The 21062-nt window shown below is 58.4% G+C and carries 19 protein-coding genes; 11 read left to right on the top strand and 8 right to left on the bottom strand.

What is annotated here, in order from left to right; genetic code table 11:
• Window positions 1-104 precede the first annotated feature (104 nt).
• The 3 genes from H7K56_RS12105 to H7K56_RS12095 all read right to left on the bottom strand — a co-directional run bounded on the left by H7K56_RS12105 (window position 105) and on the right by H7K56_RS12095 (window position 2961).
• Window positions 105-1571 (bottom strand): amino acid permease, encoded by a 1467-nt coding sequence (locus H7K56_RS12105; protein ID WP_021509272.1) that lies wholly within the window; start codon window positions 1569-1571, stop codon window positions 105-107.
• A gap of 136 nt (window positions 1572-1707) precedes the next feature.
• On the bottom strand, window positions 1708-2574 hold the full coding sequence (gene yieE, locus H7K56_RS12100; RefSeq protein ID WP_021509271.1) for a DNA-binding transcriptional regulator YeiE: 867 nt from the start codon (window positions 2572-2574) through the stop codon (window positions 1708-1710).
• Window positions 2575-2583: 9 nt separating this feature from the next.
• Window positions 2584-2961, bottom strand: coding sequence for a YkvA family protein (locus tag H7K56_RS12095; protein WP_021509270.1), 378 nt, complete (start codon window positions 2959-2961; stop codon window positions 2584-2586).
• A 106-nt stretch (window positions 2962-3067) separates the two neighbouring features.
• Between H7K56_RS12095 and H7K56_RS12090 the strand changes: the two genes are divergently transcribed.
• Window positions 3068-4114, top strand: coding sequence for a YeiH family putative sulfate export transporter (locus tag H7K56_RS12090; protein WP_150361310.1), 1047 nt, complete (start codon window positions 3068-3070; stop codon window positions 4112-4114).
• A 56-nt stretch (window positions 4115-4170) separates the two neighbouring features.
• Entirely contained in the window at window positions 4171-5016 is an 846-nt protein-coding gene (gene nfo / locus H7K56_RS12085) for a deoxyribonuclease IV (RefSeq protein WP_058775787.1), read from the top strand.
• A gap of 70 nt (window positions 5017-5086) precedes the next feature.
• Here the strand turns inward: nfo and fruA are convergent, their stop codons facing one another.
• The 4 genes from fruA to H7K56_RS12065 all read right to left on the bottom strand — a co-directional run bounded on the left by fruA (window position 5087) and on the right by H7K56_RS12065 (window position 9407).
• The gene (gene fruA, locus H7K56_RS12080; protein WP_104188504.1) at window positions 5087-6793 is read right to left on the bottom strand and encodes a PTS fructose transporter subunit IIBC; all 1707 of its coding nucleotides are present in this window, start codon (window positions 6791-6793) and stop codon (window positions 5087-5089) included.
• Window positions 6794-6809: 16 nt separating this feature from the next.
• The gene (gene fruK, locus H7K56_RS12075) at window positions 6810-7748 is read right to left on the bottom strand and encodes a 1-phosphofructokinase (protein WP_021509266.1); all 939 of its coding nucleotides are present in this window, start codon (window positions 7746-7748) and stop codon (window positions 6810-6812) included.
• On the bottom strand, window positions 7745-8875 hold the full coding sequence (fruB, locus tag H7K56_RS12070) for a fused PTS fructose transporter subunit IIA/HPr protein (RefSeq protein ID WP_058769932.1): 1131 nt from the start codon (window positions 8873-8875) through the stop codon (window positions 7745-7747). Before fruB ends, fruK begins: the two co-directional genes overlap by 4 nt.
• 277 nt (window positions 8876-9152) lie before the next feature.
• Window positions 9153-9407 (bottom strand): YkgJ family cysteine cluster protein, encoded by a 255-nt coding sequence (locus H7K56_RS12065; protein WP_058757250.1) that lies wholly within the window; start codon window positions 9405-9407, stop codon window positions 9153-9155.
• 152 nt (window positions 9408-9559) lie between these two features.
• Here H7K56_RS12065 and yeiP point away from each other — a divergent pair, with 152 nt between their 5' ends.
• The 9 genes from yeiP (at window position 9560) to yejF (ending at window position 20430) form a co-directional block, all read left to right on the top strand.
• A complete protein-coding gene (yeiP, locus tag H7K56_RS12060; RefSeq protein WP_031280049.1) occupies window positions 9560-10132 on the top strand; it encodes an elongation factor P-like protein YeiP in 573 nt (190 codons plus the stop codon).
• A gap of 99 nt (window positions 10133-10231) precedes the next feature.
• Window positions 10232-11206, top strand: a complete 975-nt coding sequence (locus H7K56_RS12055) for a CobW family GTP-binding protein (protein ID WP_058769931.1) — start codon at window positions 10232-10234, stop codon at window positions 11204-11206.
• 45 nt (window positions 11207-11251) lie between these two features.
• Window positions 11252-11959: a phosphatase PAP2 family protein gene (locus H7K56_RS12050; RefSeq protein ID WP_150361312.1), complete on the top strand. Its 708-nt coding sequence runs from the start codon at window positions 11252-11254 to the stop codon at window positions 11957-11959.
• Window positions 11960-12473: 514 nt separating this feature from the next.
• Window positions 12474-13049 carry a bifunctional murein DD-endopeptidase/murein LD-carboxypeptidase gene (gene mepS / locus H7K56_RS12045; RefSeq protein ID WP_031280047.1) on the top strand — a complete coding sequence of 192 codons (576 nt, stop codon included), beginning with the start codon at window positions 12474-12476 and terminating at the stop codon, window positions 13047-13049.
• Between the two features lie 227 nt (window positions 13050-13276).
• Window positions 13277-14842, top strand: a complete 1566-nt coding sequence (pdeN, locus tag H7K56_RS12040; RefSeq protein ID WP_058757525.1) for a cyclic di-3',5'-guanosine monophosphate phosphodiesterase PdeN — start codon at window positions 13277-13279, stop codon at window positions 14840-14842.
• Window positions 14843-14907: 65 nt separating this feature from the next.
• On the top strand, window positions 14908-16716 hold the full coding sequence (locus tag H7K56_RS12035; RefSeq protein WP_150361314.1) for an extracellular solute-binding protein: 1809 nt from the start codon (window positions 14908-14910) through the stop codon (window positions 16714-16716).
• A gap of 10 nt (window positions 16717-16726) precedes the next feature.
• On the top strand, window positions 16727-17818 hold the full coding sequence (locus H7K56_RS12030; RefSeq protein ID WP_150361315.1) for a microcin C ABC transporter permease YejB: 1092 nt from the start codon (window positions 16727-16729) through the stop codon (window positions 17816-17818).
• Complete coding sequence (locus H7K56_RS12025; RefSeq protein ID WP_021509256.1) at window positions 17818-18840, top strand: ABC transporter permease; 1023 nt, start codon at window positions 17818-17820, stop codon at window positions 18838-18840. Before H7K56_RS12030 ends, H7K56_RS12025 begins: the two co-directional genes overlap by 1 nt.
• Window positions 18841-20430 (top strand): microcin C ABC transporter ATP-binding protein YejF, encoded by a 1590-nt coding sequence (gene yejF / locus H7K56_RS12020; protein ID WP_150361316.1) that lies wholly within the window; start codon window positions 18841-18843, stop codon window positions 20428-20430.
• Here the strand turns inward: yejF and H7K56_RS12015 are convergent.
• Window positions 20424-20750: a YejG family protein gene (locus tag H7K56_RS12015; protein WP_021509254.1), complete on the bottom strand. Its 327-nt coding sequence runs from the start codon at window positions 20748-20750 to the stop codon at window positions 20424-20426. The genes yejF and H7K56_RS12015 overlap by 7 nt on opposite strands.
• Window positions 20751-21062: the final 312 nt, after the last annotated feature.

Here is a 21062-nt window from a genome sequence, read left to right as displayed (position 1 = left end):
GCCTGTTTGCCAGCGCAATAAATTGCGCCGCAACAGAAAGTTGTACCGATTTGTAGCGGCGCGATTCATCGCGCAAAAACGCCTCCAGGCCGCGTTGTCAGGCATTACTGCTTAAAGGAAGGGAATTCCATCTCGCTGTATTTCACGAAGCGGGTGCCGCGCGTCAGCTTGTAGCCCAGCCAGATCACCAGGAACAGCGGAATACCGATATAGGTTGCGGCTACGCCGTACCAGTCGATGCGATCGGCGAGAAATGCCTGATAATTCTGCCCCAGCGTAATGATCAGACACAGCGCGAACGCAAACATCGGACCCAGCGGGAAGAAGCCGGAGCGGTAAGGCAGATCGGCCAGATTCAGCCCCTGCGCCACATAGCCGCGGCGGAAGCGATAATGGCTGATAGCAATGCCGAGCCAGGCGATAAAGCCGGTCATCCCTGACGTATTCAGCAGCCACAGGTACACTTCCTGATTGCCAAATTTCGAGGTCAGGAAGCACAGCGCTGCCACCACCGTGGTCGCCAGCAGGGCATTGCGCGGTACGCCGCCTTTCGACAGCTTCGCAAAAATGCGCGGTGCCTTGCCTTCCTGCGCCAGGTTAAACAGCATACGCGTTGAGGCGTACATGCCGGAGTTACCCGCCGACAGCACCGCCGTCAGGATCACCGCGTTCATCACCGCCGCCGCGGACAGCAGACCGGCATTCTGGAACACCAGCGTGAACGGGCTGACGCTGATATCGGTGACATCGTTATGCAGCAGCTGCGGATCGGTATACGGCAGAATCAGGCTGATGATCAGGATCGCGAACACATAGAACAGCAGAATACGCCAGAACACCTGGCGCACCGCGCGCGGGATATTCTTCGCCGGGTCTTCTGATTCACCGGCGGCAATCCCGATCAGTTCGGTGCCCTGGAAAGAGAAGCCGACAATCATCGCCACGCCAATCATCGCGGCAAACCCGCCGGCAAACGGCGCATCTCCCACCGTCCAGTTGTGCCAGCCTGCATTTTCTGCGCCGCGCAGGATGCCGGTAATCATCAGCACACCGACCACAATAAAGATGATGACGGTGGCGACTTTGATCAGCGAGAACCAGTATTCCGCCTCGCCGAAGCCTTTGACCGAAATGTAGTTGAGCAGGAACATCAGACCGAGGAACAGCGCGCTCCAGATCCAGCCTGGCGTGTCCGGGAACCAGTAGTTCATCACCAGCTGTGAGGCAACGAGGTCAACGGCGATGGTCACCGCCCAGTTGTACCAGTAGTTCCAGCCCAGCGCGAAGCCAAAGCCCTCTTCGACATATTTGGCGCCGTAGGTGGCAAAGGAACCGGAGACCGGCATAAACGCCGCCAGTTCGCCGAGGCTGGTCATCAGGAAGTAGACCATCAGGCCGATCAGCGCGTAGGAGAGTAACGCACCGCCAGGACCCGCCTGAGAGATAGTGGCACCCGAGGCGACAAACAGGCCGGTGCCGATAGAACCGCCAATGGCGATCATGGTGAGATGGCGCGCTTTTAATTCACGGCGCAGCCCAGGTTGTTGTGTTGTTTTTGAGTCATTATGCATGTGTAAACGCTATGCTGGATAAAAATAAGGCGCGATTGTAGCAGCAAAGCCTGCACTGTATAGCATTCGCCTCGGGTTATTAGTTACCTTCATAATCGGCCGGGAATTATTAGCCACAGCACAGGGCACACCGCAGCTATTCCCGGCAATAGGCGAGGAAGCGGCTCAGCGCTTTCGACAGATGTTTCTGCCGGTGATGGATGCGATACAGGGTGCGCGTCAGGCGCGGCAGGGGCACCGGCACTTCCGTCAGCGTGCCCGCCTCCAGCAAATCGGTAATCACCCGGCGCGATAAGCAGCTGATGCCCATGCCGTGGCGCACCGCGTGTTTAATCGCCTCCGAGTTGCCCAACTCCATCCCCAGCTGAAACTGCGGCAGGTGCGACAGCAGCAGGTAATCGACAATCTCACGCGTACCGGAACCACGCTCGCGCAGGATCCACGGCGCAGCGGCCAGCGTCTCCAGCGTCACCGGCTGCCGTAACAGCGGCGCATCCGGCGCGGCGAACACCACCAGTTCATCTTCCAGCCACGGTTCGCTGATGATATCCGGCTCATGGCACGGCCCTTCAATCAGGCCAATGTCGACGCGAAAATCGGCCACCGCATTGATGGCGTCCTGGCTGTTGCCAACGCTCAGCTCCAGCGGCAGCGTGGGAAAATCGCGACGATACGCGGCGATCATCCCCGGCAGCAGATAGTTGCCGATGGTGCTGCTGGCAAACAGGCGAATCGCTCCGTTGTCCTCTTTAAACAGCTGTTCGATCTCAATCGCCTGCTCCAGCAGCCCGACCGCACGCGGATAGAGCAGCCGGCCGTGCTCGTTGAGCACCAGCCGTTTACCGACGCGGTCGAACAGCTGTACACCGAGCTGACTTTCCAGATCGGCCAGGGCCGCGCTGACCGCCGACTGCGACAGCGCCAGCACCTGCGAGGCCTGCGTGGTGGAGCCGCTTTTCAGCACCTCGGTAAACACTTCAATCTGACGCAGCGTAATGTGCATGCGTGCTCCTTACATGGCGTACCGCTTCACCAGATAGATCACCACCGCCAGCCAGATCAGCAGCATCAGAATCAGGCCGCTCCAGCTGACGATCTTTTTGCCGCGCGCCCGTTGCACCTCGGCGCGTTCGGCGCTGCTGATGCGCACGTCGCGCGGCAGCAGACGCAGCAGGACCATCACGCCAAGCGGGATGATAATCGCGTCATCCAGCAGGCCAATAATCGGGATGAAGTCCGGAATCAGATCGATGGGGCTGAGCGCATAAGCGACGATGCCAAACGCCAGCAGCTTAAACCACCACGGCGTACGCGGATCGCGACAGGCAAACCACAGCGTCAGCACGTCCCGTTTGATGAGCTTCGCCCAGCGGCGCAAGCGCATGAACATTGTTGCCCTTCCTTATCACTTATTCCGGTTGATTATAAATATATTATCAATTTCACTTTTAAGCCAGCCAGGCGCACGCTAAAGCCTCACTGAGGAGAAGCGTATTATGGCTGAACTAAGCGTCAACAAAACCCCTTTTCATGTTCATCGCTGGCTGCCGGGACTGCTGCTGACCGCCGCCATCGCCGCAGGTGCCGCGTGGCTGGCCAGTCAGCCGTGGCTGGCGGGCGCGGGATTCGGCGCGCTGACGCTGGCCATCATTATCGGCATCGTGCTGGGTAATAGCCTGTATCCCCGCGTTGCGACCCCGTGCGACAGTGGGGTGCTGCTGGCCAAACAGCGACTGCTGCGACTCGGCATCATTCTTTACGGCTTCCGCATCACCGTGCAGCAGATCGCCGATGTCGGCGTCAGCGGCGTGCTGATTGATGTGCTGGTGCTAAGCTCAACCTTTCTGATCACCTGCCTGATCGGCATCCGTGTACTGAAAATGGATCGCGAAACCGTGTGGCTGATTGGTGCCGGCAGCAGCATTTGCGGTGCGGCAGCGGTGCTGGCAAGTGAACCGGTGATCAAAGCCGCACCGTCGAAAGTGGCGGTCGCGGTGGCCACCGTGGTGCTGTTTGGCACCGTCGGCATTGTGCTGTACCCGTTTCTCTGGACGCTGCTGCCGCAGGTCAGCGCGCAGCACTTTGGCGTCTTTACCGGCTCGACGCTACACGAAGTGGCGCAGGTGGTGGCGGCTGGCCATGCAATGGGCGCGGAAACGGAGAACACGGCGGTGATCGCCAAGATGCTGCGGGTGATGATGCTGGCACCGTTTCTGCTGATCCTCGGCAGCTGGCTGCAGCGCCAGCGCAGCCACCAGCGTCAGGCACAGCAGCCGATCCGCTTTCCGTGGTTTGCCCTGTTGTTTATTGTGGTGGCGCTGTTTAACTCGCTGCACCTGCTGCCACCGCCGGTGGTGTCGGGACTGAATCAGCTGGCGAATCTGCTGCTGGCGATGGCGATGGCGGCGCTGGGCTTAACCACCCGTTTCGGCGCGCTGAAGCAGGCGGGCGTCAAACCGCTGCTGCTTGGTCTGCTGATGTTTATCTGGCTGATTCTTGGCGGCGGCGCACTGAATGTGCTGGTGCAACATTTCATGGCGTAAGCGCATCCGCTATCATGGGCGTTTTGCATCAGCAATCGCCCATTCAGGAGAGCGGCATGAAATATATCGGCGCACACGTAAGCGCATCCGGCGGCGTAGACCAGGCAGTGATCCGGGCCCATGAAATCGAAGCCACAGCCTTTGCGCTGTTCACTAAAAATCAGCGCCAGTGGAAAGCCGCGCCGCTCTCTGCGCAGGTGATCGACGCTTTTAAAACCGCCTGCGATCAATACAACTTTAGCGCCGCGCAAATCCTGCCGCACGACAGCTATCTGATTAACCTCGGTCACCCGGTGATGGACGCGCTGGAGAAATCGCGCGAGGCGTTTATCGATGAGATGCAGCGCGCCGAACAGCTTGGTCTGACGCTGCTCAACTTCCATCCCGGCAGCCACCTGCAGCAGATTGATGAAGATGCCTGCCTGAAGCGCATCGCCGAGTCGATCAACATTGCGCTGGATAAAACCCACAACGTGGTAGCGGTGATTGAGAATACCGCCGGTCAGGGCAGCAACCTCGGTTTCCGCTTTGAACACCTCGCGGCGATTATTGACCACGTCGAGGATAAGTCGCGCGTCGGCGTATGCATCGACACCTGCCATGCCTTCGCTGGCGGATATGATTTACGCAGCGAAGCCGCCTGTGAAGCTACCTTTGCCGAGTTTGAGCGCGTGGTGGGCTTTCAGTATCTGCGCGGTATGCACCTTAACGATGCCAAAAGCACGCTCGGCAGCCGCGTGGATCGCCATCACAGCCTCGGCGAGGGCAACATTGGCAAGACCGCGTTTAGCTGGCTGATGAAGGATGCGCGTTTTGACGGTATCCCGATGATTCTCGAAACCATCAATCCGGATATCTGGAAGGATGAAATTGCCTGGCTGAAGGCCGAGCAGCAGGCGTAACGGGTTTCACCGGGGCCTGTCGCCAATAAAAAAAGGGAGCCGCGGCTCCCTTTGTTGTTCCTGGCTGCCGTTACGCGGCTTTGACCAGTTCCTCTTCCGGACGTTTCAGAATCGCATAGCCCAGACCCGCAATCAGCGTACCAATCACAATCGCCAGCAGGTAACCCAGTACCGGCGTAATGGCGCCTGGAATCAGCAGGACGAACAGCCCGCCGTGCGGCGCCATCAGTTTGGCACCCATCGCCATGGAGATCGCACCGGTCACTGCGCCACCCACGATACAGCATGGCAACACGCGCATCGGATCACGCGCCGCAAACGGAATGGCACCTTCGGAGATAAAGCACAGGCCGAGTACCAGCGCGGCTTTACCGCCCTCCTGCTGACCTTTATTGAACTTACGACGCGCTACCAGCGTTGCCAGCCCCATCGCCAGCGGTGGCACCATACCGGCCGCCATGATCGCGGCCATCGGCGCGTAGGTTTGCGAACTCAGCAGACCGACACCAAACGCGTAAGCCACTTTGTTCACCGGACCGCCCATGTCGGTACACATCATGCCGCCCAGAATCGCGCCCAGCAGGACCGCGTTAGCAGTGCCCATGTTCGCCAGCCAGCTGGTCAGGCCGCTCATGATGCCGGCAACCGGTTTGCCTACCACGTAAATCATCAGCAGGCCGGTAATCAGACTGGCCACCAGCGGAATGATCAGAATCGGCTTCAGCGCTTCCATACTTTGCGGCAGCTTCACTTTGCTGCTCAGTAGTTTCGCGGCGTAACCGGCGATGAAACCGGCGATAATGCCGCCAAGGAAACCGGCGTTGATGCTGGTGGCAATCATGCCGCCAATCAGACCCGGCGTCAGGCCCGGACGGTCAGCAATCGAGAAGGCGATAAAGCCCGCCAGCACCGGCACCATCAGCGCAAAGGCGCTGCCGCCACCGATCTGCATCAGCGCCGCGGCTAAGGTGCCCTGCTCTTTAAACGCGGTAATCCCAAAGGCGAATGACAGCGCAATGCTCAGACCGCCGGCGACCACCATCGGCAGCATATAAGATACGCCGGTCAGCAGATGCCGATAGGCACCGGCTTTCTCTTTGCTGTCGCTCTGGCTGGCTGCCGCCTGGTTGCCGGAAGGCTGCCAGACTTTGGCTTCCGCCTGCGCTTTATCCAGCTCCTGTGCGGTTTTCTTCAGCGCCAGACTGGTGGAGGTGCGGTACATCGGCTTGCCGGCAAATTTCGCCAGGTCAACGTCGATATCCGCCGCAACGATCACCAGATCGGCCGCCGCCACTTCTTCCGGGGTGATCGGGTTGCCGGCGCCGACTGAGCCGCGGGTTTCCACTTTTACCCACCAGCCGCGTTTGCTGGCTTCCGCCTCAATCGCCTCGGCTGCCATGAAGGTATGCGCCACGCCGGTCGGACAGGCAGTGACGGCCACAATACGTTTCTGCCCGGCGCTCTGCGCCGGTGCACTTGTCGCCGGTGTCGCCGGGGTTGCCGCAGCCGGCTGCCACGGTTGCGCCGCATCTTTAGCCAGCGCCAGTGCCGCCTGCGGATCGCGCAGCGCCTGCTGCACATCCACGAGGGCAACGGACTTGCCGGCGAGCTGCGCGTTGTCGGTAATCTGCTGGCCAATCACCAGCACCAGTTCGGCATCCGCGGCGCTGTCGACCAGCGTCAGTCCTGCCTGCCCTGCCGCCGCCTGCAGACGTTCCGAGGCTAAATGGCCTGATGCCAGGCCGAGTGAAGAATCTTTTATCAGCAGCGTTTTCATTATCGCTCTCCTGCTGTTAGTTAACGGGTTGTAAGTCGACGCGCGCCATCATCGCGGCCAACTGGGTACGATCGGTCACGCCGACGTTGCTCTGGCTGACGGCCATGGCCGCCACCGCCGTCGCCAGACGCAGCGTGTGTTCACTGGATTCCCGCATCAGCAGGCCATAAATCAGGCCGCCAACCATCGAATCTCCGGCGCCTACGGTGCTGACCACTTCACACGCAGGCGGTTTGGCGATCCATTCGCCAGAGGCATTGACCCACAGCGCGCCTTCCGCACCGAGGGAGATCACCACGTGGGCAATGCCCTGCTCGCGCAGCTGGTGCGCGGCGTCAATCACATCCTGCAGCGTCGGCAGCTTGCGGCCGGCCCAGATCTCCAGCTCGCGGCGATTGGGTTTTACCAGCCACGGTGCCGCTTTCAGACCGGCCACCAGCGCTTCACGGCTGCTGTCAAAAATGATGCATGGGCAGTGGGTGCGCAGATCGCTCATCCATTTGGTGAAGGCGTCTGGCGCAACGCCGGCTGGCAGGCTGCCGCTGACACACACCATATCGAACTGGCCCAGCCAGGTCAGCGAGTCGGCGGTGAAGCGGTCCCAGTCCTGGGGCGTGACGTCAAAGCCCGAGAAATTGAGGTCGGTGACGTCGCCGTCTTTTTCCGTCAGCTTAACGTTAATGCGGGTACGGCCCTGCACCACCTGAAAACGGTTAGCGATACCGAGTTCGCTGAACAGCTGCTGAAAGCCGTCCTGATTCTCTTTGCCGAGGAAGCCGCCGACGGTGACGTCGATGCCGAGATCTTTCAGCACCTTGGCGACATTGATGCCTTTACCCGCAGCGTGCAGCCCGGTGGTTTTGACCAGGTTAACTTCGCCGCGCTCGATCTCCGGCGTGTAGCCGACCAGATCGTACGCCGGGTTCAGGGTGATAGTGGCAACGCGACGACTCATGCTGCCCCCTCGCCCAGACCGCTATTAATGGCTTCTTCGATAGCGTGCAGTGCCTGCTGCGCATCGTCACCGCTGGCGGTGAAACGCAGACGATGGCCTTTCTTCACGCCCAGCGCGACCACCTTCATCAGACTGCGCCCATTAGCCGGCTTACCGCTGCCGTCGAGATTGGTCACGGTGATATCACTGTTGAACTGCTTGATCACGCTCACCAGCGCGGTGCCCGGACGCGCATGCAGACCGTGCTCGTTGCGGATGGTGAATTCCGCGGTTAAGACGTCCGCAGCTTCATCAACTTCGCTGGTCAGCAGCGCGAGAATACCTGCCGCGTCCGCCTTCAGAAGGCGTTCAGCCTGCTTGTTCAGCAGCAGATTGCTGAGGTAGCCCAGCACCTCAAGCGGGCGCTGATCGGTGGCGGCGACCGTCAGCAGCAGCGCTACCGGTTCGCCCTGATGTGTCAGCGGCGTCGCGCTGCGGCTCACTGCCACCGCGCTGTTGAGGTTGCCGTGCGTGCTGTCGCTCAGCCAGATGCCCTGACCGAGGCTGAGCGGCGCGTGCGAGACAACGTCCGCGACAAAGCTGGCGTCAACGGCACCGGCCGCCTGCAGACGACCGGCGTTCAGCGCCTGCAGCGTCATCAGATCGCTGGCGGCCACGTCAGTGGCGATCAGCGACGTATCGAACTGGAATTCAGCGGCCTGCTTTTCACCCATCAGCAGCGCGCGCAGCTCTTCAGCAGAGGCAGATTTCAGCTGCTCCGCGATGCTGTCATCGCTTAAGACGTGGGTCAGCTGGCGCAGCAGCGCGAGGTGCTCGTCAGATTTAGCGGCAATGCCGATGGCGACGTACGCTGTCTGGCCATCGCCCCAGTCCACGCCCTGCGGGAACTGATAAACCTGCACGCCGGTTTTCAGCACCAGATCGCGGGTATCGGTGGTGCCGTGCGGAATGGCGATGCCGTTGCCGAGAAAGGTGGTGGTTTGCTGTTCGCGCGCCAGCATGCCGTCGACGTAGCCTTCGGCCACATTTCCGGCCGCGGTAAGCGCAGCGGCAACCTGACGAATGGCCTGTTCTTTATCGGACGCGCTGGCGCCGGTGTGAATGGCCTGAACTTCGAGCTGGAACATATTTCTCCTCGCTTGCTGAAAGTGAATCGTTTCAGCCTGATGGCGAAAAAATACGCTGTGCGACACGGACTTAGCCGGGAGGACAACGCTGAAACGTTTCAGGGAATATGGTACAGCACCCGATTACAGGCAAGAAAATGCGCAATCGGCGTAGCAGATTTTTGATGCTCCGCACACTTCGCGGCGGATTTAGGATTTTTCACAGCGGGCAAAGCTGACGCGTTGCTGTAACGGGGTCAGTGAAAGGCATACGTTCTTCAGCTCGCGTCAGCTTAACTCAGGGCGCGGTATCCGCTTCCAGCTGCAGCAGGTAGATCATGGCGTCGGCGCGGCTGTTGCCGCACATCTCCGCCTGTGGCTGTAAACCGGCACACACCGCCGGACGCAGCGGCGAGCCAAAAATTTTGCAGCGCTGCTGTTCGTCGAGCTGAACGCAGCGGGTATTGGCCGGTTTGCCGTCAGGCATACCCGGAATGGGGGAAGAGATGGAAGGGGCTGTGCAACAGGCACCGCACTGGTCTCGACATAACATCATGCGCTCCTGCAAAGATTAGCGGCCGACAATAGCAGTCTGCACCGCGGAATTCTATGCGCGACCAACAATTTTCACCGGCCTCACTTGCCTGTTTTTCACCGCGCGAGTAAGTTGGCGCGCATCTACCTGGTTATAGCGAGTCAAGCATTATGCCAAAGGCAAACGAAATCAAAAAAGGAATGGCCGTCACCTGGAACGGTAAACTGTTGCTGGTGAAGGATATCGATGTCCAGAGCCCAAGCGCGCGCGGTGCCGCCACGCTGTACAAGATGCGTTTCACCGATGTGCGCACCGGCCTGAAAGTAGAAGAGCGCTTCAAGGGTGACGACATTATTGATGCCATCCAGCTCAGCCGCCGCGCAGTGACCTTCTCATACATCGACGGCGACGAATACGTGTTTATGGATGACGAAGATTACACGCCGTACAGCTTTAAAAAAGATCAGATCGAAGAAGAGCTGCTGTTTATTCCGGAAGGCGGCATTCCCGGTATCCAGGTGCTCACCATGGATGGCCAGGTGCTGGCGCTGGAACTGCCGCAGACGGTAGACATGGAGATTGTTGATACCTCACCTGGCATCAAAGGGGCATCCGCCAGTGCGCGCACCAAACCGGCGGGCATGAGCACCGGGCTGTCGATTCAGGTGCCTGAGTACCTGAGCAATGGCGATCGCATCCGTATCCATATTGCCGAGCGTCGCTATATGGGACGCGCCGATTAAGCGCACGATTTTCTCCGGCGGCGGTTGATTGTTATAGTATAACAACAGCCTGCGCGCCGGATGCGGTTGTCCGGCGCGGCTATTTTAACGGAGTAAATCATGACGCGCGTGAACCTGATTACCGGTTTTCTCGGTAGCGGTAAAACCACCACCCTGTTACATCTGCTGGCGCACAAACCGGCCAATGAAAAGTGGGCCATTCTGGTCAACGAGTTTGGTGAGATCGGCATTGACGGCGCCCTGCTCGCCGACCGCGGCGCCACGCTGAAAGAGATCCCCGGCGGCTGCATGTGCTGTGTTAACGGCCTGCCGCTGCAGGTCGGGCTGAATATGCTGCTGAAGCAGACTCAGCCGGACCGCCTGATTATCGAACCCACCGGCCTTGGCCATCCCAAACAGTTACTGAATATGCTGCGCGCGGCGGTCTATCAGCCGTGGATCCGCGTGGACGCCACGCTGACGCTGCTCGATCCGCGTCAGTTAGCCGATACGCGCGTCACGGAGAATGAAAACTTTCGCGACCAGCTGATCGCCGCAGACATCATCATCGCCAATAAGAGCGACAAATGGGATGCGGAAGATCGTCAGCGGCTGGCGAGCTGGCAGCAGCAGCATCTGGGCGACCGTCAACTGGTGGAAGCCAGCTGGGGCAATATTGATCCGGCGTTGCTGAGTCAGCCGGCATTGGCGGATCGTGCGGTACCCGATGCCGCGCATCATCATCATTCGTCACGCCCGCAGGGGCTGGCGGCGCTGAAACTGGAAGGCGAAGCGCGCTGGCGTCGTGCGTTAAATGAAGGTCAGGGCTATGCTTCCTGTGGCTGGATTTTCGATGGTGACACGGTGTTCGATACTATTCCGGCTTTAGAGTGGGCGCGGCTTGCGCCGGTGGATCGCGTGAAAGGCGTGCTGCGTACCGCTGACGGTCTGGTCAGCATTAACCGTCAGGGCGAAGACCTGTTCATCGAAACGCGCCCGGTCACGCCGCCGGATAGCCGTATCGAATTGATCCACCATCAGGCCGCCGACTGGAACGCCTTGCAGACTGCCCTGTTGAAGATTCGTTTAAATTAGCTGCGGTAGGTTTGCCCGTTATTTTTTTCTTTTTGAGTTACTTTTATGCGCACTACTCGTTTGATCACCATCCTGCTGCTGAATGCGCTGGGTGTGATGCTATTTATGTCGTGGTATCTGCCGCCGGAGCACGGGTTCTGGTTCGCTCTCGACAAAGGCATCTTTTTTGGCTTTAACGACCAGATGGTCGACCATCACGGCTTTGCGCTGCTGGTGGCGATCACCAATTTCCGCGGTTTTGATGCGGTGTCGCTGCTGGCGATGGGCCTGCTCTATCTGTGGTTCTGGCGCCGCGAAACGCCGCAGGGCCGACGTCGTATGCTGGCGATTGGTATCACCATGCTGCTGACGGCGGTGATTCTTAACCAGCTGGGCCATCTGCTGCCGGTTAAGCATGCCAGCCCGACGCTGTTCTTTGATAACGTGCATCGCGTCAGTGAGCTGACCGGCATTCCGGCAAAAGATGCGTCCCGAGACAGCTTCCCCGGCGACCACGGCATGATGCTGATTATCTTCGCCTGCTTTATGTGGCGCTATTTCGGCTTCCGCGCCTTCCTGATGGGCCTGCTGATTGTGGTGGTCTTTTCCCTGCCGCGCGTGATGGCGGGTGCGCATTGGTTTACCGATATTGCGGTCGGTTCGCTGTCGGTGGTGCTGGTGGGCCTGAGCTGGTGGTTATTAACACCGGCCAGCGACAAACTGGTGAACTGGCTCTATCGTTCGCTGCCCGGAAAATATAAACCCCAGTCGTAATTGTTTAGCGCGGGCGATTATTCCCTGTTTTTAAGATCGCCTGCGCTTATTTAATCCTGCAATAAATTATTAGCGGCCTAAGCGTTTTCTGATAAAAGAAAAACCTATGCGTCAAATCGTCTGACAATGGCGTTATTCCTGGCCTGTCCAGTCAGAACCCTCTTAAAATCTCCCTTAGCGCCAGAATTAGCCGCTGTTCCTGCGGTTAATTGACGCTTAAATCGCTACCAGTTGTTGATAAAGTAACCGTTGTGTTACAGATTGATTTCACATCAAAAAAACCTATAAAAATTTATATAAAAGCACTCGCCACGCGGTCTGTAATCGGTTAACCTCAACTCCGATTACTACCGTGCAGCATAAAATTCGGTACCTTAAGCAACAAAAATGTGTGCATTAACACATTTTAGTAATTAAGGAATTGTCTTAGAGGGTCGCACTTATTAATCTCAACCCGTTTTGTCATCTGGCTGGCGACATTCTGTCGTAAGGACATCGAAGGAAAACACGTACAATGGTCAAGTCTCAACCAATTCTGAGATACCTCAGGCGGATTATTCCCGCAGTAGCATTAGCAACCCTCTTATCGGCATGTAGCAGTACCCATAACGGTCAGAACGCGAATAACGAGAATCATGAAGTTAACAACCAGAATGGTTTTTTACTTCAGGCGTCTCAGGACGAATTTGAACAAATGGTGCAGAACGTGGACGTTAAGTCCCGCATCATGGAGCAGTACAGTGACTGGAAAGGTGTGCGTTATCGCTTAGGCGGCGACACCAAACGCGGCATTGACTGTTCTGCTTTTGTTCAGCGCACCTTTCGCGAACAGTTTGGTTTAGAGCTGCCGCGTTCCACATCGGAACAGCAGGACAGCGGTAAAGAGATTTCACGCAGTAAACTGCGTCCGGGTGATTTAGTGCTGTTCCGCGCCGGCTCCACCGGTCGCCATGTCGGCATCTATCTCGGCAACGACAATTTTGTACACGCGTCTACCAGCAGCGGCGTGATGATTTCCAGCCTTAACGACAGTTACTGGAAAAACCGCTACCGCGAAGCGCGTCGGGTACTGGCAAAAAACCCCAGTTAACCCCCTTCCTTCCTGATGTTCTCAGCCAGAGAATCTGAAAACGCTGCCCCGGCAGCGTTTTTTTTCGTCTGCGGTTGCTTAAGCCAAATCCGTGGCGGAAAAAGTAATTGTGAATCAAAAATATAACGAGACTTTTCGCGCAGCCTCGTTATATTCTCGTTGCCTTGAACCAGCACAGTTGTATGCGTTTTTATAATAAAAAGGGCAAGATCAGGGGAACCAACTCCATGCCACTGTCGGGGACGTTAAATCGTCATGCCAGCTACTCGCGGCGCATCGCCTGGAGTAGCGTAATTATTGGGGTCGCGTTTTTTATCCTGTTTGTCACCGTCCTGCTCACGCTGACCTGGCAAAAACGCGTCCAGCAACACCAGCAGCTGCTGGCTCACAGCCGTGACGATCTGCAACAGGTGATGTCAACCCTGGTCGAGAGCCTTTATCCACTGCAGCAATACACTCAGCTCAGCTGCAACAGCGTCAACCGTGAGCTGACCTCTCGCGCCGCCTTTGCCGGCAACATTCGCGCGATATTACTGGTACGCGACGGCAACGCTTACTGCTCCTCGGCTACCGGCGCATTTCTGCTGGCCGCCAGCGCCATTTCACCCGATTCAGAGCTGGAGCGCGACCGTGATGTCCGCCTGCTGCCCGGCACGCCGCTGCAGCCCGCCAAACCAGCGCTGGCGCTGTGGCTGAAAAGTCCGGGAGCGAACGAAACCGGCATCCTCGCCACCATGAACCTCAGCATGACGCCTTACCAGCTGCTGGCCTCTTACCATCCCGAAATCACGCGCATGGCGCTGGTGGCAGGCGACAGCGCGCTGCTCAGCGGCACCAGCCAGGTGGTGCGCAGCCGCGATTTGCCGCCCGCCCTCACCGACCTGACGCTTGATGACGGCAGCATGCGCTTTGTGCTTTACGGCAGCACGCTGGCCTCACGCGATTACACGCTGGCGTTGCTGACCGGCCTGCTGCTGGCGCTGCTGGTTGCCGCAATCAGCTGGCTGCTGCTGTCGCTGCATCAGCGACCGGGACGTGAAATCCTGCTTGGCATCCGGCGCGGTCAGTTTCACGTTGAGTATCAGCCGCTGGTAACGGCACACAACGGCAAACCCTATGGCGTTGAAGCGCTGCTGCGCTGGACTCACCCGGTTGAAGGCATGATCCCCCCTGATGTATTTATCAGCCACGCCGAAGCGCAAAACCTGATTATTCCTCTGACCCAACATCTGTTCAGCCTGGTAGCGCGCGACGCGCGTTTTCTCTGTCAGCAACTGCCGCGCGGCACCCGTCTCAGTCTGAATATGTCACCGCAGCATCTGGCATCGGCCAGTTTTCGCCGCGACGTGCAGGCGTGGATCGCCAGTATGCCCGCCGATCATTTTAACTATGTATTTGAAATCACCGAGCGCACCATGGTGCGGGAGAAGAACGCCGGCGAAATCTTCGCCTGGCTGCATGAACACAATTTCAAGATTGCCATCGATGATTTTGGCACTGGCCATAGCGCGCTGATCTATCTGGAAAAATATCCGTTCGACTACCTGAAAATCGATCGCGGCTTTGTGCAGAGTATCGGCACCGAAACCGTAACCTCGCCGGTGCTTGACACCGTGTTGCTGCTGGCAAAGAAACTCAACCTGAAAACCGTGGCGGAAGGGGTGGAAACCGGCGACCAGGCGGCCTGGCTGGTTAACCGGGGCGTCACGCATCTGCAGGGGTATCTGTTTAGCCGCCCGCTGCGTCCGGAAAAGCTGATCAGCTACTATCAGAGCCAGGCCAGTTTGGGTTAACGTCACGTACCGCGCATGAAACTGCTACCATACAGTGCGGATTATCACAGGAGAGCGCCCCACTTATGCTGCTTCGTCTTGCCACAGCACTACTGATGTGCAGCGCCATTGCGCCGGTGCACGCGGTCACTATCCATGAAAGCTATGCCTTTGCGAAGCTGGGCGAACCGAAATACGCGGTCAACTTCAGCCATTATGATTACGCCAATCCGGCGGCGCCAAAAGGTGGCAAGATCACCCTCGCCGTGGTGGGCACTTACGACAACTTCAACCGCTATGCGTCGCGCGGCAACCCCGGTATCGGCACTGACACGCTGTACGACGGCCTGTTTACCACCTCAGACGATGAGCCCGGCAGCTACTATCCGCTGATCGCCGAATCAGCACGCTATCCCAGCGATTATCACTGGATGGAAGTGTCTATCAATCCGCACGCGCAGTTTCAGGACGGTACACCGATCACCGCGCAGGATGTCGCCTTCACCTTCGGCAAATTCATGACCGAAGGCGTGCCGCAGTTTCGCGTGGCGTTTCGTGGCGTGCAGGTGAAAGCGCTGAACCGGCTGACGGTGCGCATTGAGATGCCCAAGCCAGACAAAGACCTGGTGCTGAGCTGGATCACGCTGCCGGTGCTGCCGGAAAAATTCTGGCAGAACAAAAAATTCAATGAGCCGATTGGCTATCCGCCGCTCGCCAGCGGGCCTTACCGCGTCACTTCGTACAAATCCGGCCAGTTCATCCAATATAGCCGGGTGAAGAACTACTGGGCGGCCAATCTGCCGGTGAACCGCGGTCGCTTTAATTTTGATACCCTGCGCTACGACTACTATCTTGATGACAACGTGGCTTTTGAAGCGTTTAAGGCCGGTGCCTATGACCTGCGCGAAGAGAGTTCGGCGAAGAAATGGGCCACACAATATCGCGGGCGCAATTTCACCAGCCACGCCATTGTGAAAGCCACCACGCCGAATGACGTCGCCACCGACACGCGCTGGCTGGCGTTCAATAACGAGAAAGCATTGTTTGCCGACCGCCGCGTGCGCGAGGCGCTGACGCTGGCGTTTGATTTTGAGTGGATGAACAAAGCGCTGTTCTACGGCGCTTACAAGCGGACCGACAGCTACTTCCAGAACACCGCTTATGCCGCCAGAGGCTATCCTGACGCCGATCAGCTGGTCCTGCTCGCGCCCTACAAGGCGCAGCTGCCTGCCGAGGTCTTTAACAACGCCTACGCGCCGCCGCACTCTGACGGCAGCGGCTTTGACCGCAACAATCTGCTGCGGGCGATGGCGCTGCTGAAGCAGGCCGGCTGGCAGATCAAAAATCAGCAGCTGGTGAACGTGAAAACCGGCCAGCCGTTTCAGTTTGAACTGTTGCTGCGCAGCGGTTCTCAGAACGACTGGGCGCTGCCGTTCCAGCACAGCCTGGCACGGCTTGGCATTACGATGACGCTGCGTCAGGTGGACAGTTCGCAATATCTGCGCCGGCTGCGCGAAGGCGATTACGACATGATTCCGTCGCTTTATCAGGCGATGCCGTGGCCCTCCACCAGCCTGCAATATGTCTGGCAGTCGGATTACATCAGCTCCTCATGGAACACCGCGCGGGTAAAAGATCCGCTGGTCGACCATTTCGTGCAGCAGATCGTGGCGCATCAGGGCGATGAAAAAGCGCTGCTGCCGCTCGGTCAGGCGCTGGATCGCCTGCTGCTGTGGAACGCCTACATGATTCCGATGTGGTACAACGCCGAGCAGCGGCTGGCCTGGTGGGACAAGTTTTCCCATCCGCAGATTAAACCGGCGTTTGCCACCGGGCTGGAAAACTGGTGGTACGATGTGAACAAAGCCGGTCGTTTACCGGCCGATCGACGCTGAGGAGAGCGGTTTGGGTGCTTATTTCCTGCGCAGGCTGTTGCTGATTATTCCCACGCTGTGGGCCATCATCACCCTGAATTTCTTTATCGTACAGATTGCGCCGGGTGGTCCGGTCGATCAGGCGCTGGCCAACATCCAGTTTGGTCATAGTACCGGTCTGCCTGGCAGCGGCGGCAGTGACAGCGGCGCGCGCGGTGCGCTGGTGCGCGACAATCCCGGCGACAGCCAGTATCGCGGCGCACGCGGGCTGGATCCGGAGGTGGTGGCAGAAATAACCCATCGCTACGGCTTCGATAAGCCCCTGCTGCAGCGCTATGGCGAAATGCTGTGGAATTACCTGCGTTTTGACTTTGGCGACAGCCTGTTTCGTAACGCCTCGGTGCTGCAGCTGATTAAAGAGAGCCTGCCGGTGTCGATCAGCCTCGGGTTGTGGAGCACGCTGATCATCTATCTGGTGTCGATTCCGCTGGGCATCAAAAAAGCGGTGCGCAACGGCAGCGCGTTTGATATCTGGAGCAGCATCATTATCATCATCGGCTACTCTATTCCGGCGTTTTTGTTTGCCATCATGCTGATTGTGCTGTTTGCCGGCGGCAGCTATCTCGACTGGTTCCCGCTCCGTGGCCTCACTTCGCCGCAGTTTGACACGCTGCCGTGGTACAGCAAAATCAGCGATTATCTGTGGCATATCACCCTGCCGGTGCTGGCTACGGTAATTGGCGGCTTTGCCACCCTGACCATGCTGACGAAAAATGCGTTCCTTGATGAGGTGCGCAAACAGTACGTCGTCACGGCACGCGCCAAGGGCCTGGATGAGAAGCGCATCCTGTACGGCCACGTGTTTCGCAACGCCATGCTGCTGGTGATCGCCGGGTTTCCCGCCACCTTTATCAGTATGTTTTTCACCAGCTCGGTGCTGATCGAGGTGATGTTCTCACTCAACGGCATGGGGCTGCTCGGCTATGATGCCACCATTCAGCGCGACTATCCGGTGATGTTCGGCACGCTGTATATCTTTACGCTGATTGGCCTGCTGATGAATATTCTCAGCGATCTGACCTATACGCTGGTCGATCCACGCATTGATTTTGAGGGCCGCTGATGCGTTTATCTCCCGTTAACCAGCAGCGCTGGCAGCGCTTTCGTCATAACCGGCGCGGCTACTGGTCGCTGTGGCTGTTTCTGCTCATTTTTGTGCTGTCGCTGGGCGCGGAATTATTAGCCAATGACAAACCGCTGCTGGTGCATTACCAGCAGCGCTGGTACGCACCGCTGCTGTTTAACTACAGCGAGAGCGATTTTGGCGGCCAGTTTGCCACGGCGGCGGACTATCAGGATCCGTGGCTGAAACAACGTATTGACCAGCAGGGCTGGGCGCTGTGGGCTCCCATCCGCTTCAGCGACAGCACCATTCATTTCGCCACCGACGTGCCCTTCCCGTCACCGCCGTCCGCGCAAAACTGGCTGGGTACCGATGCTAACGGTGGCGATGTACTGGCGCGTCTGCTGTACGGCACGCGCATCTCGCTGCTGTTCGGTTTGCTGTTAACGCTGTTCTCCAGCGTGATTGGCATTGTGGTGGGTGCCCTGCAGGGCTACTTTGGCGGCCGCGTTGACCTGATCGGCCAGCGATTGATTGAGGTGTGGTCCGGCATGCCGACGCTGTTCATGCTGATTCTGCTCTCCAGCGTGATTCAGCCCAATTTCTGGTGGCTGTTACTGCTGACGGTGATTTTCGGCTGGATGAGCCTGGTGAGCGTCGTGCGCGCCGAGTTCCTGCGCACGCGTAACTTTGACTATATCCGCGCCGCACGCGCGCTGGGCGTGAGCGATAGCCGCATCATGCTGCGCCACATGTTGCCCAACGCCATGGTCGCCACGCTCACCTTTCTGCCGTTTATCCTGTGCGGTTCGATCACCACGTTAACCTCACTGGATTTTCTTGGCTTCGGCCTGCCGGTGGGCTCGCCGTCGCTGGGCGAACTGCTGCTACAGGGAAAAAACAATTTACAGGCACCGTGGCTTGGCCTTTCTGGCTTCTTCGCCCTCGCCCTGCTGCTGTCGCTGCTGATTTTTATCGGCGAAGCGGTACGCGATGCCTTTGATCCGAGCCGGGGGCGCTAAATGAGTTTGTTAACGGTGAATCATCTGGCGGTGGCGTTCGGGCCGCGCCGCGTGGTGGAAGATATCTCGCTGCGCATCGACGCCGGCGAAACGCTGGCGCTGGTGGGCGAATCGGGATCGGGCAAGAGCGTGACGGCGCTGTCGATTATGCGTCTGCTGCCGCAGCCGCCGGTGAGTTATCCCCAGGGCGAGATCCTGTTTGACGGGCGCGATGTGTTACAGGCCAGCGAACGTGATATGCGCGGGCTGCGTGGCAACCAGATGGCGATGATTTTTCAGGAGCCGATGGTGTCACTCAATCCGCTGCACAGCGTGGAAAAACAGCTGTATGAAGTGCTGTCGCTGCACCGTGGCATGCGGCGTGAAGCGGCGCGCGCTGAAATTCTCAGCTGCCTCGATCGCGTAGGCATTCGCCAGGCCGCGACGCGCCTGCAGGATTTTCCGCACCAGCTGTCCGGCGGCGAGCGCCAGCGCGTGATGATCGCCATGGCCTTGCTGACGCAGCCCAAACTGCTGATTGCCGATGAGCCCACCACGGCGCTGGATGTCACGGTACAGGCACAGATTTTACAGCTGCTGCGCGAACTGCAGCGCGAACTGAACATGGGCATGCTGTTCATTACCCATAACCTGAACATTGTGCGTCAGCTGGCCCACAGCGTGACGGTGATGCGCAACGGGCGCGAGGTGGAACACAACCGCTGTGACGCACTGTTTCGCCAGCCACAGCAGCCTTATACCCGTGAGCTGCTGGCCGCCGAGCCGGACGGCGCACCGGTGCCGCTGAACGACGCGCCGCCGCTGTTGCAGGTAACTAATTTGCAGGTGGGTTTCCCGATTCGCCGTGGACTGCTGAAGCGCACCGTGGCGGAAAAAACCGCGCTACACAATCTCAGTTTTACCCTGCGGCGCGGCGAAAGCCTCGGGTTAGTCGGCGAATCCGGGTCAGGCAAAAGCACCACCGGCCTGGCGCTGCTGCGCCTGATTGCTGCGCGCGGCGAGATCTGGTTCGACGGACAGCCGCTGCATCGGCTGAGCGCGAAGCAGCTACTGCCGCTGCGCCAGCGCATTCAGGTGGTGTTTCAGGATCCCAACTCTTCACTCAATCCGCGCATGACGGTACAGCAGGTGATTGCCGAAGGGCTGGCGGTGCACCAGCCGCAGCTCAGCGCTGCCGAACAGGAAGCCAGAGTCATTGCGGTGATGGAAGAGGTTGGCCTGGAGGCAGCGAGCCGCAGCCGCTACCCGGCGGAATTCTCTGGCGGTCAGCGCCAGCGTATCGCCATTGCCCGCGCGCTGATCCTGCAGCCGCAGCTAATCGTGCTGGATGAACCCACCTCGTCGCTGGACCGCTCGGTGCAAAAGCAGATCCTCACCCTGCTGCGCCGTTTACAGCAGCAGCATCAGCTGGCGTATCTGTTTATCAGTCACGATTTGCAGGTGGTGCGCGCGCTGTGTCATCAGCTGGTGGTGTTGCGCCAGGGTGAAGTGGTGGAACAGGGTGAATGCGAAGCGCTGTTCAACGCGCCTGCAGCAGAGTATACGCGTCAGCTGCTGGCCTCCGCGCAGGGCGAGATCGGGCCTCAGTGACCGTCAAAGGTTTCGGCGATCGCCACGCCCTGATTTTTCAGACAGCAGTTAGTGGCGCTCTCGTCGCCGCGCTGAATCAGCAAACACGGCTGCCCTTCACATTCGGCAATTTTGCACTCGACCTGAATCTGCGCCAGCGTTTCCTGTAGCTGCTGCAGGATCTCCAGCGCCGGATGGCCATCATGGCTCAGCAGGCGCAGCGCGACCAGATCCCCGTCATGCGCGCCGTTCGCTGCTTCCTGGCGTTCAATGGCGCCGGCATGTTCCAGCGACCAGCGGTATAGTTGTGGTAAACGATGCACAACCGAGAGTTGCAGCATAGTGTTTCGGTTCCCAGAGACAGTAACGTTATTCACAACGGACGGCTTCATCGCGGTGAATCCCCACCTGGCAAGCTCAGCATACGGACGTCAAGGATAGCCTTCTCGTTTTAAGCACAAAGCGTGATGCAACTTTATTATTTGCGAGCTTTCTCGCATTTATGCCTATGTTTACCGCGTTACGCGGCGCTTAACAATCATTTTAGACGCAATGCCGTTACTTTTTTATCAATTAATTTTCACAATATGGAAACATTAAGCAGAGCGAGAGTGCGGAGAGGGGCAAATCAGGGGGTGAAATAATAGCGGGCT

Origin of the sequence: Pantoea dispersa (genome assembly GCF_014155765.1) — a bacterium.
Lineage (GTDB): Bacteria > Pseudomonadota > Gammaproteobacteria > Enterobacterales > Enterobacteriaceae > Pantoea > Pantoea dispersa.
The sequence above is the reverse complement of the archived record's forward strand: the minus strand, read 5'-3'. Positions and strand labels throughout refer to the sequence as shown.